Below are 16973 nucleotides of genomic sequence, written 5' to 3'. Positions count from 1 at the left end.
CGCACGCCGCCATTACGACTCATTAAATTTGTACGAGCAGCGCGCCTTCGCAATGCTCCAGCATCGCATCCCGAACATGCTCATGACAGGTCATAACTATAATTTGCCTCTCAACCGATAAGGACGCGAGCAGTTTAGTGACGGCGTGCAGACGCCCTTTGTCGAAGTTAACAAACACATCGTCCAGCATAAGAGGAAGCTTAGCCCCACGCGATGCTTCCTCCGCCAAAGCAAGACGCATCGCCAAGTAGACCTGTTCTGCCGTTCCTCTGCTCAACATACCGCTGTCGATGAGACGCCGCTCCGACGATTCAAGCCTAATGCCCGGCTCGCCTGGCGTCGTCAGCACCCGAATATATTTTCCATCAGTCAGCTTCGCTATATAACGTGATGCATTGCGAAGCACGACAGGCTGACGTTCTTCCTCATAGATCCTCTTCGTACGATTGATGAGCGCTGCGCTTATGGAAAGGACCGCATAACGATCTGCATCCTTCTCAAGCTGCGCAATCGTCATCGCTTTGTCAGAGAGCAGTCTTTGGTGCTCCTCTTCCTTCAGAAGATGATCAAGGGACTGATGAACTCTCCCCCGCTGTTCCAGTTGATCCTGCTTCTTCCGCTCCAGCCCATTAAGCTCAGACTGCGATTCGATTTGCATGATCTGCAGCTGCTCTTCATCATAATTTCCGAACAAATCCTCCAGCTCTGCTATTCGCTCCGCTGACATACCTGCCGTCATTTCAAGCGTAAGCTTCGACAATTCAAGTTCAAGAGCGAGCAACGATTCGCGATGCTCAAGCGCCAGTTCATACTGCGCTTCACTTGAAAGCCCAGCTGCTTCTATTTGCTTTGCTGTTTGAATCTCTAATTCCTTCTGCCGGGATTCAGCAGCTTGCATAGCCAAGCGCAGCTCATCGCGGCGCGTGATTATACCGCGCGCCTCTTGTTTGGCTGCTGCTTGGCGGCGAATCTCGGCATGCAGCAGTCGCAGCGCGAGTGCTGGATCAGCAGCTGCCACCGCGGCAGCTTCCTCGAAATACGCGCACAACTCGGCTGCTTGCTTAGCGAAAGCAGCGAGCTGTTTGCCTGCGGCGGCTTGCTTCGCCGTCAGCCGGTCATAATGCTGCAGCCGCTGCAAAGCTTGCTCGGCAAGCTCGAATGCTTCGAGCGCAGCTGCCGGAGACATCCCCTCCGGCAGTGAGCGAGCTGCAAGCCAGCCGGCCCATTGCCGGAGGGCGGCTTGCTTTGCATGTGCAGCAGCGGCGGCAGCCTCGCTGCGTCCTGCAGCGTGCGCGCGCAGCCGCTCTAGGCGGCGGGCGAGCTCGCTGCAATTGTCGATGAGGCGCTCGCTGCTGTGCAGCGCCTCGAGACGGGCTTCGACTGCGGCGCGCAGCTGTGTGCGCGCTTGTTCCGCTGCGAGCAGATGCTCTGGCGAGCTGTAATGTTTAGCCGCAAGCAGCGCTGCTGCGACTTCTTGCGGCTTATGTACCATAATCTCTAACGCAGCGTGAACGCGCTTCTCTCGCTCGTTAAGAACGGCAAAATCCGTTCCCCCCGCTGAAGAAGCTCCGCCTCTCCCACGCGGCCGCCCGCGCCCGCGCAGCTGATCGCCTTCCTCAGCTGCTGCATGTCCGGCGCTGCGACTCCGCAGCACCGCAGCAATAGCAAGCGCCACCGCGGCTCCCGCCAGCGCCAGCGCAGCAATGCCCGCTCCGCCGCCAGCGCCGCCAAGTGCGGCAGCTCCAAGCGCCAGCGCGGCTCCGCCCGCTCCTGCCGCCGCAGCCCACAAAGGGCCGGCTCCGCCACGGCCCGCAGCTGCCGCGCCGCGGCCAGCCGACTCGCTACCGCTTGCGGCTGCAGCAGCACCGGCAGAGCGCGCCCGCTCGAGCTCCCACTCGCGAAGCGCGCTATCCAGGGCGTTCCACGCCCCCTTCAGCGCATCTCGCGTGCGCGGCAGCACGTCAAATCCCGTGCTACCCTCCTGCTCGCTCCGCTCCTTATCACGCGCTGCGGCTGACCTCGCTTCCTCTAAACCGATAGACGCTTCCAGCTCCTGCTGCTTCAGCGTCTCAAGCTCGACCGCAAACCGCTCTTCTGTTCGCGAATGCTCCTGCTCCTGCTGCCTCGCATTCCTCACATAATCACGATCCGCAATCGTAACATGAAGCTCCCTGAGCTGCCGCTCTGTCCATTCTGGTGCAATACTGCTTACGAGCCGGGCAATCATCTCATCATGCTCCTGAAGTTCCGCTTCAAGCACTACGCTGTCCTGCCTGAGCTGACGCATACTCTCCGATACTTGGAGCAACGCCTCGGTTTCATCTCCGATACGAAGAAGCTGCTCGTCATAGTTGATCGCCTCAAGCTGAAGCTCCAGCAGCAGCGCCTTTTGTCGATTCCTCTCGACCTCCTCGCGCAGCTCAGTCCTTTGCCTGAGCAGTTCCCCCCAGTCATTCTCTGCATGCGCCGAAAGCGAAGCTGCATAAGCGACGCGATCATGCTCCATGACCAGCTGCTGCTTGCGAATCCATAACGGCCTCGTCGTGCATGCTTTATGAAGCAGCATTTGGCGTGCCTCGCTAGCCGGCAGCTCCGACGCAAGCAGCTTCAAAGATTGATCAAGCTTCGCCGTTTGCAGCGTCAGTTCATTATACGAGACAATAGCGTCCTCTCGTTTACGCAGCGCAGCTTCAAGCTGATCGAGCGTCTTCAACTGCTGATTCATCAGCTGATTAGTACCACGAGGCTTAAAGAGCGATTCCATCTCTTGCGCTAATCGCTTCTCTGCTGCTGCAATCGATTTTCCATTGTCCCAACCAGCTTGATACAAATAGCGGCCGAGCTCTTCGCCGGATAATGCTCCAACTTCCTGCAGCTCGGTAAGCGTAATAGCGAATAATTGCCGATACAACTTTTCACCAATGCCTCCGAGAAACTGCTTTTCCCACTCTACCTGCGTGAGAGCTGCGCCTTCTTCGAACTTCGGTTCAGCTGCATCAAGTGTGCTAGTCGAATGCTCTAGACGACGCAGCCTAAGCTTACCCAAGCCGTCAGCTGCGTATCTTTCAACAACATAAGCAGCTTCCTCCGCATCGCGAAAAAACAATCGCCCCCCATGCTTGCCGCCGTTCACCGGCTCTTGTCGCTCGTTTGATAGTCCACGCTTCGCAAAGCCAAACAACATCGATCGAATAAAGCCAAACATCGTACTTTTACCCGCCTCATTCGGACCGTAAACGATGATAACCGCCGCATCGAGCGGTATGTTACGACTGTAAAGCTGTCCGAAACCGTCAATCTCAGCTTTCATAAGCTTCATGCTTTCTGTCACCTCCTAAAGGCATTCGCACATCATTGCTGCGTAAGCCATATGATCATCCGCCCCGTTCATTATCATGGAGCAATCCCAGCGTCAACTCTTTGGCTTGTGTAAGCCACCGTTCAGGAAGCGCATCCCATTGCTCGTGCAGAAGTCTGCCAAGTTTCGCATGTCCTGCGGCCTGACCTACTGCGTTTTTGGCAAAATCGCGCCAAAGCTGCTCGTCCTCGGTAAGCGCAGCGCTAAATCGGAAGAGCTCCCCTGCGAAGCTATCCTCCGCCGCGAGCTCCTCCCAATTGATCTCAGCTCCAGTGCTCACCTCGATCCCATGGACAAAAATCCATTGTTCCGTTAATGATAATGACCTGCCCTCCTGCAATTGCTGAAGCAGCGTCAGTACGACCGCAGGGTCAGACAACTTCTGATGCAGCAAGCCTCGGCCCGTCAAGCAGATACGAAGCATGACCGATCTTCCTTCGGACTCGGCCAAGATCCGATCAGTCAGCCCTTCCATCTGCTGCAAAAGCTCCTGCTCCGAGCTAACGTCTGAAATGGACCAGTTGTGCTCGTACCACCTTACCGTATCCAGCGGCATAAAAGTCAGCTCAACAGCCCTTGCGGCCGTTATATCAACAATATAACAACCTTTAGCTCCTGTTTCTCGCGGATTTCTTCCTTGTGAGTTGCCGGAGTATACGACATGCGGGTACTCATGCAGCACCCTTCGATGATGGATGTGGCCTAGCGCCCAATAATCGAAGCCTTTGCCGCCAACAAGCTCAGCTAGTGAGCATGGAGCATAAGGATCATGTGTTCCGTCTCCATCCACGTTGCCGTGCAGCAGCGCGATATGAAACGGTGCCTCTGACTGAATATGATACGCTGCTGCTATATTTTCAGCCACGACACGCGTGCCATATGACTGGCCGTAAATAAATGCAGCCAGCTCACCGTTTTTACGATAAGCCGGCCAATGTTCCATTTGATCTGCTCCAAAAACATATACGTTTGAAGGCAGTTCTAATGCTGCCCTAGCTCCGTTTAGCGGATCATGGTTTCCGTGAATGACGAATACGTCAATTCCATGTTCCTTTAGTTTTTCCCATTCACGCACCAGCATAAGCTGTGCTCTAAGCGAGCGATCTGCTTCATCATACAAATCGCCTGCCAAAACGATAAAATCTACCTGCTCACGAATTGCGGTTAGCGTCAATTCACGCAGCGCAGTGAAGGTAGATTCAGCTAAAACCTCTCTAACCTGATCGGGTGCCTTCGCAAGCCCGCGAAAGGGACTATCCAAATGCAAGTCTGCAGCATGTATGAATCGAAAAGGTACTGACATCTCAAAAACCGCCTATTCCGATATATTAAACCGTTATTCCGGTTTCATATGAATGTAAACTTTTTTCAACTGCGCGATCACGCGCTGCAACGAATACACTTTTTTCGCCTTATCCGACCCCGCTCTAGCCAAGTGATAACGATAAGTTGGGTCAGTAACAACCTTCTCAAGCGCTTCAGCCAGCGCCAGCGGATCTTCCGGCGGTACTAGCAATCCATTAATACCATTCTCGATTTGCTCGGCGATACCGCCCACGTTCGTTCCTACAAGCGCGAGTGAGCATAATGCCGCTTCTGCGAACACTGAGCCGAAAGCCTCTGCGCGTGAAGGCAATACAAACACGTCGAAAAACGGCATAAATTCTTCCGGATGCAGCATATAGCCGTAAAAGATAATGTCATCATACAAATCGAGCTCCACTGCTAATGCCTCAAGCTCCTCCCGAATCGGTCCGTCACCGATAATATGGAGAACAAACGGGTGCCTGCCCTTCTTGAGTTCTGCGCATGCATGCAGCAGCACATCGAGCCCTTTCGCTGGGACAAGCCTGCATACCGTAATGAGCTGAGTTACTGCATTTTCATGGGAAATCGGTTTAAATCTTTTTTCATCAAAACCATTTGGTATAACCTTTATCTTCTCTGGATGCTTGATATGAGGCGCGATATAGGAACGAAATGATTCAGAAACGGTAAGGAGCTGATCCGCCTTTGCCTCCAATTCGCCATAAAGACTCATAAGAAATCGATGCTCCGGCCCGCCATCTTTAATTTTTCCGTTTAGAATAAGCTCGCGCTCATAACTGGAATGAATCGTCATCGCGAGCGGAGTATCTGGAAACAGCTGTTTCATAACAAGCCCGGCAATTGGATGATGCGCGTGTATAATATCGTATGGCTTTTTGATGCGCATTTTTGTCCACCATACGTAATCTTTATAGGTTTGTATATATTTATCTACCATTGCATTCCCTTTGTAGACCGTGTGATCGAAGGTTTCGAACTGGACTTCCTCTTGTCCTTTGCTTCTTACCCGTTTAGGCAAGGAGAATAATTCCATCTGCCATCCATACTTTAAAAATCTATCCTGAATGTAAGGGATCATAGAAGATACGCCGCCCGGCTGCTCCGGTGGGAAAAATAACGCTTGTAAAATATTCATGTGTCCCATCCTTTCAACGTAAACTTGTCTGTCAACTATTCGTTCGCCGTAAAACATGATATATTAGAACATATGTTTCTGTAAAGCTATTGAAACCAATACTAGATAACGGTGGGTTAACTCATGACAATTACACAATGGCTTTCTGGCCCGAACGGACAACTGCTCTCTTCATCAGCTGTCATCGTCATTCTGATCTTAATGCTCTTCATGTCGGTTAGGCTTTATGTCAGCTACCGCAATAAACGAATTTATCGTTTGTTAATTACAGCCATCACTCTCATCATCATGAAGCAATGCCTGCTCGTTGTTCTTGCTTATCCTGGCTGGTCCTTATCGCCATTTCTACATATAACTTTAGCCATTCTTCAAATCGTTTGTTTTATTATTATAAACTTTGTATTCATGAAATTATATACTCATCGTTCCGCAGAGCTTAAAGTTATCCCCTTTATCATTATGAGTATGATGACACTAGTTATTGCAGGCATACAATTTGCAATTACACCGATTGCCGCGGAAACAGTTGTTCATGAGCAGGCCTTTACTTTTCCGGCGCTCGACTTTTATGGATTAATCGTTATTTTCATGATTATGCTTGATACAAGAAGCGCACACATGAGCTCCAAATATTACGCGAGTCTCATCGTCTTTTTTGCAAGCGAAGTTGCAAGGCTGTCGAATGCATACGTTTTTCATGGATCAATAACCTGGCTCATTTCGATTAGCCAGCTGCTCCCCATCGTTTATTACACGCTTTTATTTTTGCTGCTCTTTGAATGGGTAATTGAGCGGCTTATGCTTACCTATCAATCCTCCATTACGGATGGTTTGACGGGGTTATATAACCGAAGGCACTTTTATTCGAAAGCAGAGCAGCTTCTGCAAAACAACAAATCTATTGCGATCCTATTTTGCGACATCGATAATTTCAAGAAACTGAATGACACACATGGCCACCATAAAGCTGATGGCGTACTTAAGCAGGTTGCCGAAATTATTAAGGAAGAGACGAGCGGCATTGGCTCGGCGGGACGTTACGGCGGAGAGGAGCTGCTCAGCTGCATCAGCACCGAGCGTGTGAAGCCGGATATTGTAGCTGAATCCATTCGTCGAAGAGTTGAGCAAGAGACGATGGTTACGATAAGCGTAGGGTTTAGTACGTCCAAGGAAACCAAGGTCATTCAAAACATGATTAAACAGGCTGACGAAGCGATGTACTATTCGAAGACAACTGGTAAAAATAAAGTAACCCCGTTTAAATCTAAGGCTGCTCCAAAAAAAACAACCAGCTAATCGTTTGAAAGGCACTAATCATCAAGGCTGTAAGCCTTGTGATTAGTGCCTTTTTGTATCATTTCGTATCACATTATCGTTTAACGGAAATCGGCTTCTCCAGCGCATATAACTCATCTTCCAGCGTCTGCATCCGTTCGAGAACCGTTTTGCGCGCATCTTGAATCGCGTGGTTGTACACATGCGGTCCGATTTCATTGATCATAAAATCAAGCAGCTGTTCCGCGGCAATCGACCCGAGCGTTTCTGAACGCTCTAGCTCGAAATATTGCTGTATACTTGCTGTCAGCTGATCCTTCTGCTCTTTTGGCAGCTTCAATTTTAACATTTAATTATCCCTCCAGTTGCCCTTTTAGCACAGTTACCGCTTGTCCCGATAAAAAAACCCGCTCGCCCTCTGCTCTAACCTTCACGAATCCTCCGCGCTCCGATGCTTGATATCCGACTAGCGCTTCCTTGCGAAGCCGCTTTGCCCAATAAGGTGCAAGTGCGCAATGAGCCGACCCGGTTACCGGATCCTCATTTACTCCCACTGCGGGAAAAAATGCCCGCGACACAAAATCATAGGAGGAAGCTGATGAACTTGAACGGCTCGTCACGATCACTCCGCGAGCGTCCAGCCGAGCGAGCATCCCAAAGTCGGGACGCAGCGTGCGCAGCGTCTCCTCACTATCCACCTCAACGAAATAATCCATACGATTGCGGCCTGCATATCTCGGAATTAGTCCAAGTCCTTGAACGAGCTCCTCCGGCGCAACAGCTGCTTCCGGCGGCTCGGCTGGAAAATTCATCTCAATCCATTCTCCGCTCAGCGCAGCGGTTAATAATCCGCTTCTCGTCATAAAGCGTGCCGTTTCTTGCTTCGACAGCCTCCCTGTTTCCCACAGTATATGCGCGGTTGCAAGCGTAGCATGTCCACACAAATCGACCTCTGCCGCTGGAGTAAACCAGCGTAAATGGTCGTTTTCCGTCCCCTGTAAAATAAATGCCGTCTCCGAAAGATTCATTTCCGCTGCTACCTGCTGCATCCAGCTGTCTGTCTGAGTTTCATTCAGTATACAAACGGCAGCTGGGTTTCCTTTGAATCGCTCATTCGTAAAAGCATCTACAATATATAATGCATAGGTCACTTCTCCATCATTCCTTTCCAAATCCATACGGCCTCCTCTTCACATTTTACACGTCGAATCCGAACAAAAAAAGAGCTTGCCTACGCAACATGAACCGGCACGAATGTCTTTCATTCGCTGTGCCGTTTCGTATGCGTGCAAGCACTTCATATAAGTTAATCTTTGAGTGGAATAAGCAATTCTACTGCCTCTTCCTCCAAATGATGCTCGTCAATATAAAATAGCTCCAACGAAACGGCATTCTCTTGCTTCTCTAGCCGCAATTCGTTTATCCAAGCATGAAGCTGCTCGTAACCTTCGCCGATTCTTTTATTAGAGCTGGCGACCATCGCATAACGATGCCCAGGAATGGTGAATTGCACCATGCCTGGAGGCACATCCTCCAAATGCTGAACCTCATAACAAGCCCAGTATGTAGCAAATGCTTCATTGCCGAAATACGGACTGTACAATACCGTAGATTTCAATGCATCATTCAGTTCGTGCTTGCGTGTCAAAAACTCGGTTTGCAGCCTAATTGCTTCATCCGGAAATGATGAATATGGACCGCAGTAGCTAATTCCCGCCAAATGGAGCGCAGGCTTTGTTACGATTGAGCAGTTTTCCACGCGATTTCCTCCTTCGAATCTGTAGGACTTGTACGCTAGGATGAGCTTTCTCTGCCCATAGTGTATCATGTTTTGCTAGTAAATGGATAGTCATTTACAGGTTAATCATGAAACCAAAACAATACACCTATAACACTGCAATAACTAATTACTTTCTAATCGTTTCATGAATTCATCCATTGCACTATAACCCTGCTGCTTCAAAAACCAATTATTCGCGGCAGCCTCGATTAAACCTGCAACATCTCTTCCAGGCTGTACTTGAATTTCTATATGTGGAATTTGAACGCCCATATAGTCCGTAAACTTCGTTTCCAACTCCAAATCATTGTTCAGCTCATTGTCACGCCACTTCGTTAATTCTATATCGAGCACAATCCTCGTCTCATCCTGAAAGGCCTGCCTGCCATAAAGTCTTACCACATTAATAAGACCAATACTGCGCAGTGCTAGAAATTCCTTCGTTTTCTCATTATGCGTACCGAGCAGCGTTTGCGAACTAAGCTTCTTCAGCACCACGATATCATCGGCAACCAATCTCGAGCCTCGTTTGATGAGAGTATGCGCGGTTTCACTTTTTCCAATACCTGACTTGCCGCGCAGTAAAATACCAATGCCTGACACATTTAAGCATATGCCGTGAATCGATATTTCTGGGGCAAGCGACTTCAGAAGGTAAGCGTCGAGCAACCCAAGAAATTGTGCAGTAGGAACCTTCGTGCGCAGCAGCGGAATGCCTTCTTGATCGCAATACTTCGTCAAATATTTCAATCCCTCTTGGCCTGCCGTAACGACGAAGCATGGCGGATGATATTTAACAATATTGCCGATATGATGATTTCGTTCAACTTCACTTAACGTATGCAAATACGTGATTTCCTTCTTGCCTAAAATTTGTACGTGCTCCTGCGGAAAAAAATCGTAGTATCCAACAAATTCGAGTCCCGGTCGATATGCTCTCGCTTTTATAATTTGCCGATCCAACTTATCTGCTCCTGCTAATACCTCTAATGATAATTGCGCTGCCAGTTCACGTACCGCTATTGATTTCATTGTATTGCTCCCCTTTGCTATTATAATGAAGTTCCGTTTAGTTAAGAGCCTGTCGAGCGATAATGACGAACACCGAGATGCCAGACGAGCAGACAAGGTAAAATAAAGAGAATACCCGCCACTGGTGAGAGCATATAGAGCAGATCATTCCCAGTAGTTCTGTCTAACAGATAGAGTAAAGGCAAATAGTTGACGCATCCGAATGGAATGATGAAAGTGAAAAAACGCGTGACCCATTTCTTATAAATGGCGAGCGGGTACTGTGCCATTTCACGCCCGCCGTCTGTAAATATATTGGCAAGTTCAAGCCCTTGAACAGTCCAGAAGCACATGGTTGCAGCTAGTATAAAGATGCCAGAAAAAACAAATACTCCGCTCGTTATCATAAAAACGAGAGTTAATGTTTTCAGCATGGTCCAATCGACCGTAAGCTGACTGAGTGCCCAAGTTAATATGAGTACACTTTGCAACAGGCGTCCGACACGAGAAAATTCGAATTTTGAGCCAAGAACTTGCAGCACTGTGCTGCGCGGGCGTACTAACAAACGGTCAAAGTCACCATTTACGACCAGACTGGAGAACGAATCAAACCCGCGTGCAAAACATTCGCTAATCGCATATGACATATGAATAATAGCGAAGCACAAAGCCACCTCTTGAAACTCCCAGCCCTCAATTTGACCAAATCGCTCAAACATAAAATACAATCCGGCAAATACAGAGAATGGCACGAAAAATTGACCCAAGGAGAGCAGCCAAAACGAGGTAACATACTGCATTTGCGACTTAAACATGATCAAAATATATTTTCCGAACAATCTCATCTTGGTTACCCTCCGTTCACAACAACTCTGCGTAATACCTTGGCCATTGCTAGTCTCCCTATCCCCACTAAGACACAAAACCAAATCAGCTGAATACCGATACCGATAAGCGCTTCCTGCATAGGAATATGTCCGGAATACACACGAAATGGGAAATCAGCTGTCCAGCGAAAAGGCAGTACATATACTATGTTTTGCAGCCACTCGGGCATGAGCGGGACGGGGATGACCATACCCGCCAAAAATTCACCAACAACGCCAAACATAAGCAATGAGCCTGCAGGTGACAGAGTAATAAAAACCGATATGTACATGAGCATAGACAGTGCAACAATCATAAGCAGTCCTAGCAATAGCGCAACGAAAAATAATATAAAGGCTAAAATGTCCGATGGCAACGGCATCCGATAAGGCTCAGGCAGAAAAAAAGCAACGGTAAGTACAGGTAGACTTTTTAGTATCGCGCTCGCCAGCCGCTGCGCGATCAGCTTGGCATACCATAAGCCGTATATTCCGCTGGGCCTGCAGAGCTCATAAGCGATATTGCCTGTCGTAATGAGCCCAAACAGCTCATTATCACGGAACCATAACATGACAAAGGAGAGAAAGGCCTGCTGGAGCCACACATAAGTAATGAGCTGCTTTAAAGAAATTGGAGGCGGAGTTGATGCACTGCTATAAAATGCTTCAAATACCATAATAATGATGAATCCCCAAAAAAATTGAGTCGCAACTCCCGCAAGCGCTGCGGTGCGATATTGCAGTCCATTAGTGAGACGCAGCTTAAACACCGAAATATACGCTTTCATTATATTTGATGCTCCTTATAGAGCTGAACGATCATGTCTTCAATTGGCATTGTATCAATCGTCACGTCAAGAAGCTCCACCTGATTGGATAGCCGAATCAACACATCGCTTATAACGACCTGAGCTGTGTCCACATTAAGCACTGCGCGCTCAGGCGACCATTCTTCAATAATAGCCCCTGCCACTTCCAGCGGCTCTGCATGATGGCTGTATACGACAGTAATAGTTTTTTGCGTCCCGAATTGATTACGAATCGCACTTAAGCTTCCGTCGTACAGCAGCTTCCCTTTGCCAATGAGGATAATCCGATTCGCAAGCGCTTCAATGTCGTTCATATCATGCGTTGTCAAAATAATCGTTACGCCCTTCTCTTCGTTAATTGTCCTTATGAAGCGGCGAACGGCTATTTTGGATACTGCATCCAAACCGATCGTAGGTTCATCCAGAAACAGCACGCTTGGACTATGAAGCAGTGAAGCTGCAATTTCGCAGCGCATACGTTGTCCCAGACTGAGCTGCCTGACAGGCACATGAATAATATCCTGCAGCTCTAGCGTTTCGGTAAGCAAAGCTAGAGTACTTCTATATTCCTCCTCAGGCACCTTATAAATATCGCGCAGCAGATCAAAGGAATCCAGGACTGGCACATCCCACCAAAGCTGAGAACGCTGTCCGAACACAACTCCAATATTTTTCACATAATTAACTCGATCTTTCCAAGGCGTATAGCCCATGACCGTACATGTGCCGCTATCAGGCACCAATATCCCGCTCATGACTTTGATCGTTGTTGATTTCCCAGCACCGTTAGGTCCAATGTAACCAACGATTTCACCCGGTTGAATGGTAAAAGAAATGTCATTAAGCGCTTCCACGACTTTGTATTCCCTTTTAAATAATGCCTTGACCGCTTGCTTAACACCTGATGAGCGTTTTGCAACTTGATAAGATTTACTTAATCCATGAACTGTTATCACGTTTGTTACCTCCGCGCAAGATTTGAGAGGAAAATACTAACACTGTAACAATATTGTGTCAATCACTTTTTCCAAGTATAAACAATCAAAAATCGCTCTTCTCCTGCCAAGATGGCCGAATAAAGAGCGATTCCTATGTTGAATTGCTATTAGGTTTTATTAAAAGTTGAACACAAAATCATCGTCATTCAACGGTTCAATGTGAATCGTGCGTACATAACCATTTCCTTTTTTGGAGAAGAAGTCATGCTGTTTCGTGTGTGTGCTAATGCCATTGAACACGATCGGGTTAACCGCTTCCTCAGGGAAATGCGGCTCCATACCAAGATTCATAAGCGCTTTGTTCGCATTGTAACGGACGTATACATTAACTTCCTCAGTTAAACCGAGCGGAGTATACAGATGTTCTGTGTACACAATCTCATTCTCGTACAACTCGTTAAGCAATGCATAAACCTCGTTTTGCAGCTGCGCTTGCTCTTCAGGACTAAATGTATCGAATAGCTCTTGAGCTAGAACGCCAACGTACAAGCCATGGATACTTTCATCGCGCAAAATCAAATCGATAACTTCGCCGCTGCTCGTCATTTTGCCTTGACCAGCCAAGTAAAGCGGGTAGAAGAATCCGCTGTAGAACAGGTAGCTCTCCAAGAATACGGAAGCAGCCATCGCTTTGTACAGCTCTTTCGGGCCGGTGATGTTAGAATACCAAGAAGAAATGATCGTTGCTTTCTTCTGAAGCTGTTCGTTATTCTCCACCCATTGGAAGATCTCGTCAATCTCTTCGCCTGAAGCTAGCGTCGTAAAGATGCTGCTATACGATTTAGCATGGATTTGCTCCATCATCGACATAAACGCAAGTACCGCTTTACGTTGCAAGCCCTCGACATGCTCCAAAATTTTCGGCATGCCGATACCGCCTTGAATCGTATCGAGTAATGTCAGACCACCGAGCACGTTTTTGTAAAGTGTGCGCTCAGCATCTGTCATTTCCATCCAGTCCATTTTATCGTCTGATAATGGAATTTCTTCATCCGTCCAAAATTGCATCACGTTTTGCTGCCAGAATGTTAATGTGAAATCGTCATCCGGGCGGTTCCAGTTTACTGCTTTCATTTGGTAAGCTCCTTCTTTGCTACGTAAGCGTCAATTAAATAGAACTTAAACTGCGCAGCTCGTGCATTCCTCGACGGAAAGCCGCTTCGTTCTTGTGTAATAAAGTGATTTTAGACCTTTTTGAGCAGCATAAACATAGAAACGCGCCAGCTCACGAGTCGTCACATTACTATTAACATGCAGCACGGTAGAAATACCTTGATCAATATGCTGTCCGATTTCAGCAATGAGATCAATCAGCTTAAACTGATCAATGTTATAAGCCGATTTGTAATAGAAGTAATTATCCTGCGCCAAATAAGGCATTGGATAATAAGTAGTCGAGTTTGCATACGTACGTGTTTCGATATGCTCAACAATCGGCATTACGCTTGAAGTTGCATTTTGGATATACGAAATGCTTTGTGTTGGCGCAATAGCCAGACGGTAAGCATGGTACAAGCCGTGTTTCTGCACTTTTTCTTTCAGTGCCGCCCAGTCCTCAGGTGACGGAATTTCCATACCATCGAACAATTCTTTCACACGATCGGTTTTTGGACGGAAATCATTCTCTACATAACGAGTGAAATAAGTTCCTTTCGCATACTCCGAACGGTCGAAATCTTTGAACGTAATGCCGCGTTCTTTGGCAATTTCCATACTTTGCTCAATGGAGTAGTAGTTCATCATCATAAAGAATACGCCGGCAAAATCTTTCGCTTCTTCACTTTCGTAAGCAATTTTGTTTTTGGCAAGGTATCCATTCAGATTCATCGCGCCAAGTCCTACAGAATGCAGCTCTTCATTCGCTTTGCGAACGCCTGGTGCATTGTCAATATTAGACAAATCACTAACCGTCGTTAAAGCTTCGATGCCGACATGCACCGATTCCTTAACCTTCTTGTGCTCCATCACGTTAACGATATTAAGTGAAGCAAGGTTACAACTGATATCGCGGTTAATAATATCATCGTAGCCATAATCTTTAATTTCCGAAGTCTCCTGAAGCTGGAATATTTCCGTGCACAGGTTGGACATTTTAATGGAGCCGATATCTTTCAGCGCATGAACGCTGTTAGCATTCGATTTATTCATAATATATGGGTAGCCTGATTCTAGTTGAATCGAAGCGATTTTTGTCAACATGTCGCGTGCGTTCATTACTTTTTTCTTCGTTACCAGCTCATTAGCGAGCAATTCTTCGTACATCTCGTCCATATCCATATCATCGAGATGCTTTCCATATGCTTTTTGAACGGAATGTGGACCGAACACAAAAAGAGCCTTGTTCTGAGCAGCAAGCTCGTAAAATTTATTCGGAATAATAAGACCGATTGAAAGGGTTTTAATACGTGCCTTTTCGTCAGCGTTAATTTTTTTGCAATCAAGGAACTCGATAATATCCCAGCCGAAAATATTGTAGTAACCTGCACCTGAACCTTTACGTTGACCCATTTGGTCCGCGTAGGAGAAAGCATCCTCCATCAGTTTCAATACCGGCATAATGCCTTTTGCTGCGCCTTCAACACCTTTAATAGGCTCGCCGCGTCCACGAAGCTTCGACAGGTTGACTGCAACTCCGCCGCCGATTTTGGAAAGCTGCATGCATGTACCTAATACATAGTTAATGGAATTAAGTGAGTCGTCCATTTCGAGAAGGAAGCAGGAAACCATTTCGCCGCGACGGCTTTTGCCTGCGTTCAGGAAGGTTGGAGTAGCTGGTTGCAAACGTTGGTCGATCATCGCTTCAGCAATACGAAGTGCTCTAGCTGCATCGCCTTCACCTAAACTCAAAGCAACAATGGCTACACGATCGGAATATTGCTCCAAGTATTGCGATTTATTATTGGTCTTCATGGCATAGTCCTTATAAAACTTCGATGCTGCCATGTAGGATTGGAACTCAAAGCTGCTGTTTGCTGTAAGTGTGTATACAGCTTCAACCTGCTCATATGTATACTTTTCGTATACATTATCGTAATAATCGTTTTCGATTAAGTAATCTAGCTTATGTTTGAGGGAGTCGAACTTTACGCTCTTCTCAGCCACTTCTTCCATAAATGCAGCAACAGCCTCTTTATCTTTATCCAGCTGGTAAAATCCGTCAGCACCGCGCTGCATCAATTCGTTATTCAATTCAATATGCTTCAATCGTTCGCACCCTTTCGACAAAATGTTGCGTATCTTGATTCGTACCAGACAGTTCAAACTTCAAAATCACGGGAACATCGTACATTTTTGAGATCGTATCCGCACTTTTGGCGAACCCGGTTCCCCAATTGCGGTTGCCGCTAGCAGAGACGCCGCGCAGCATCCCAGCGTTGCTTTCGAGAAACGAAGTTACTTTCTCTGGAACTTGACCGAACCCCGTTGTATATGTGACTAGTACGAACGGCTCGTCCACTTCTTCCTTCTCATCAATAGGCACAGCCCGCATATTCAATTTTTTGATGAAACGCTTGACGTTACCTGTTTTTGAATCATAGACGACTAGCATAACACGTTCGCTCCCTTACTGAAAACAAGCAATTAAAAAGCGCTTCTGACTATCAATTCTGTCAGCTGCGCTTGCTCAAGATATACCGATGGTAATCGTTGAAGGCTCCAATTCATATCAACATGTAGTTGATGTTTTTGATTCTACATCAATATATAGGAGTAGTCAATGAAAATTATGGAGAAAATATTAATCTATTTTTTTGGCGCACTCGACTATTTTAACAGATGAGGATATGATGGGATAGTGACATTTTATTGCTATTGTGGAGGTCCTGACGAACATGAAAACAACTGCTGACCAAATAAGAGAAACACTGGAGAAACTGTTCAAGGATGCCGGATATACAGCGCCGGAGCTGCTTGAATATATAGAAAAACTAGAAAACGACCAGCAACATTTGACCGAAACGATCAAGAAAATGAAGCTGGATACGGTGCGAAAAGCATCTGCTTCCGCTGGAATGAACAGCCGATTAATCGATGCGCTTCGAGAATAATAATTCTGTTGTACACAATATCTAGATATATACAAGCAGTTAAGCACACAAATTTGATAGTACTTCTCGTTCACCTGAACACTATTGATAAAATTTTACAATCAGCTTAAAATCGACGAAATTCGACATAAACACAACATATAGATGTCTGCAATAATGTTATGTTTTTCGACACAGTTTCCGGCAACCCGCCTACTCGATCCCACCACTCCATTTTGTACGCACATATAGGTGCTGTCACACCACTAGCCCTGGTTACTTCCCCGCCGTAAGCGCATATATGCTCTTACAGCAGACTTTCGAGCTCACTCATACGCCGATTCCACTCCATAAGCACACATAGGTGCTTACAGACCACTAACC

General features: G+C 47.1%; 15 protein-coding genes. 2 read left to right on the top strand and 13 right to left on the bottom strand.

All coding sequences use genetic code 11. The features are described 5' to 3' along the window. Positions 1–22 precede the first annotated feature (22 nt). The 3 genes from AC0YN6_RS27915 to AC0YN6_RS27905 are packed head-to-tail and all read right to left on the bottom strand — an operon-like array spanning position 23 to position 5822. On the bottom strand, positions 23–3319 hold the full coding sequence (locus AC0YN6_RS27915; protein WP_475751179.1) for an AAA family ATPase: 3297 nt from the start codon (positions 3317–3319) through the stop codon (positions 23–25). 55 nt (positions 3320–3374) lie between these two features. After that, the gene (locus AC0YN6_RS27910; RefSeq protein WP_475751177.1) at positions 3375–4661 is read right to left on the bottom strand and encodes a metallophosphoesterase family protein; all 1287 of its coding nucleotides are present in this window, start codon (positions 4659–4661) and stop codon (positions 3375–3377) included. 33 nt (positions 4662–4694) lie between these two features. Further along, positions 4695–5822 (bottom strand): glycosyltransferase family 4 protein, encoded by a 1128-nt coding sequence (locus AC0YN6_RS27905; protein ID WP_475751175.1) that lies wholly within the window; start codon positions 5820–5822, stop codon positions 4695–4697. Positions 5823–5945: 123 nt separating this feature from the next. Between AC0YN6_RS27905 and AC0YN6_RS27900 the strand changes: the two genes are divergently transcribed. Further along, on the top strand, positions 5946–7118 hold the full coding sequence (locus AC0YN6_RS27900; protein ID WP_475751173.1) for a GGDEF domain-containing protein: 1173 nt from the start codon (positions 5946–5948) through the stop codon (positions 7116–7118). A gap of 73 nt (positions 7119–7191) precedes the next feature. On the opposite strand, the gene AC0YN6_RS27895 is transcribed toward AC0YN6_RS27900, so the two are convergent. From AC0YN6_RS27895 to nrdI, 10 genes are all read right to left on the bottom strand, one after another. Further along, positions 7192–7446 carry a DUF2164 domain-containing protein gene (locus AC0YN6_RS27895; protein WP_475751171.1) on the bottom strand — a complete coding sequence of 85 codons (255 nt, stop codon included), beginning with the start codon at positions 7444–7446 and terminating at the stop codon, positions 7192–7194. Between the two features lie 4 nt (positions 7447–7450). Beyond that, the gene (locus AC0YN6_RS27890) at positions 7451–8275 is read right to left on the bottom strand and encodes a PhzF family phenazine biosynthesis protein (protein WP_475751169.1); all 825 of its coding nucleotides are present in this window, start codon (positions 8273–8275) and stop codon (positions 7451–7453) included. Positions 8276–8403: 128 nt separating this feature from the next. Further along, positions 8404–8856 (bottom strand): GyrI-like domain-containing protein, encoded by a 453-nt coding sequence (locus AC0YN6_RS27885; protein ID WP_475751168.1) that lies wholly within the window; start codon positions 8854–8856, stop codon positions 8404–8406. Positions 8857–9000: 144 nt separating this feature from the next. Then, complete coding sequence (gene hprK / locus AC0YN6_RS27880; protein ID WP_475751166.1) at positions 9001–9909, bottom strand: HPr(Ser) kinase/phosphatase; 909 nt, start codon at positions 9907–9909, stop codon at positions 9001–9003. 41 nt (positions 9910–9950) lie between these two features. Then, a complete protein-coding gene (locus AC0YN6_RS27875) occupies positions 9951–10733 on the bottom strand; it encodes an ABC transporter permease (RefSeq protein ID WP_475751164.1) in 783 nt (260 codons plus the stop codon). Between the two features lie 5 nt (positions 10734–10738). Continuing rightward, entirely contained in the window at positions 10739–11542 is an 804-nt protein-coding gene (locus tag AC0YN6_RS27870) for an ABC transporter permease (protein ID WP_475751163.1), read from the bottom strand. Next, positions 11542–12519 (bottom strand): ABC transporter ATP-binding protein, encoded by a 978-nt coding sequence (locus tag AC0YN6_RS27865; RefSeq protein WP_475751161.1) that lies wholly within the window; start codon positions 12517–12519, stop codon positions 11542–11544. Before AC0YN6_RS27865 ends, AC0YN6_RS27870 begins: the two co-directional genes overlap by 1 nt. Before the next feature lie 159 nt (positions 12520–12678). Then, positions 12679–13635: a class 1b ribonucleoside-diphosphate reductase subunit beta gene (gene nrdF / locus AC0YN6_RS27860; RefSeq protein ID WP_475751159.1), complete on the bottom strand. Its 957-nt coding sequence runs from the start codon at positions 13633–13635 to the stop codon at positions 12679–12681. A gap of 45 nt (positions 13636–13680) precedes the next feature. Beyond that, on the bottom strand, positions 13681–15765 hold the full coding sequence (gene nrdE, locus AC0YN6_RS27855; RefSeq protein ID WP_475751158.1) for a class 1b ribonucleoside-diphosphate reductase subunit alpha: 2085 nt from the start codon (positions 15763–15765) through the stop codon (positions 13681–13683). Beyond that, the gene (nrdI, locus tag AC0YN6_RS27850) at positions 15752–16111 is read right to left on the bottom strand and encodes a class Ib ribonucleoside-diphosphate reductase assembly flavoprotein NrdI (protein WP_475751156.1); all 360 of its coding nucleotides are present in this window, start codon (positions 16109–16111) and stop codon (positions 15752–15754) included. The genes nrdE and nrdI overlap by 14 nt, the downstream gene beginning before the upstream one ends. Positions 16112–16394: 283 nt before the next feature. Here nrdI and AC0YN6_RS27845 point away from each other — a divergent pair, with 283 nt between their 5' ends. After that, the gene (locus tag AC0YN6_RS27845; protein ID WP_475751154.1) at positions 16395–16610 is read left to right on the top strand and encodes a hypothetical protein; all 216 of its coding nucleotides are present in this window, start codon (positions 16395–16397) and stop codon (positions 16608–16610) included. Positions 16611–16973: the final 363 nt, after the last annotated feature.

Source organism: Paenibacillus sp. J22P15, from assembly GCF_056269345.1.
This window is presented reverse-complemented; position numbering and strand designations above follow the sequence as displayed.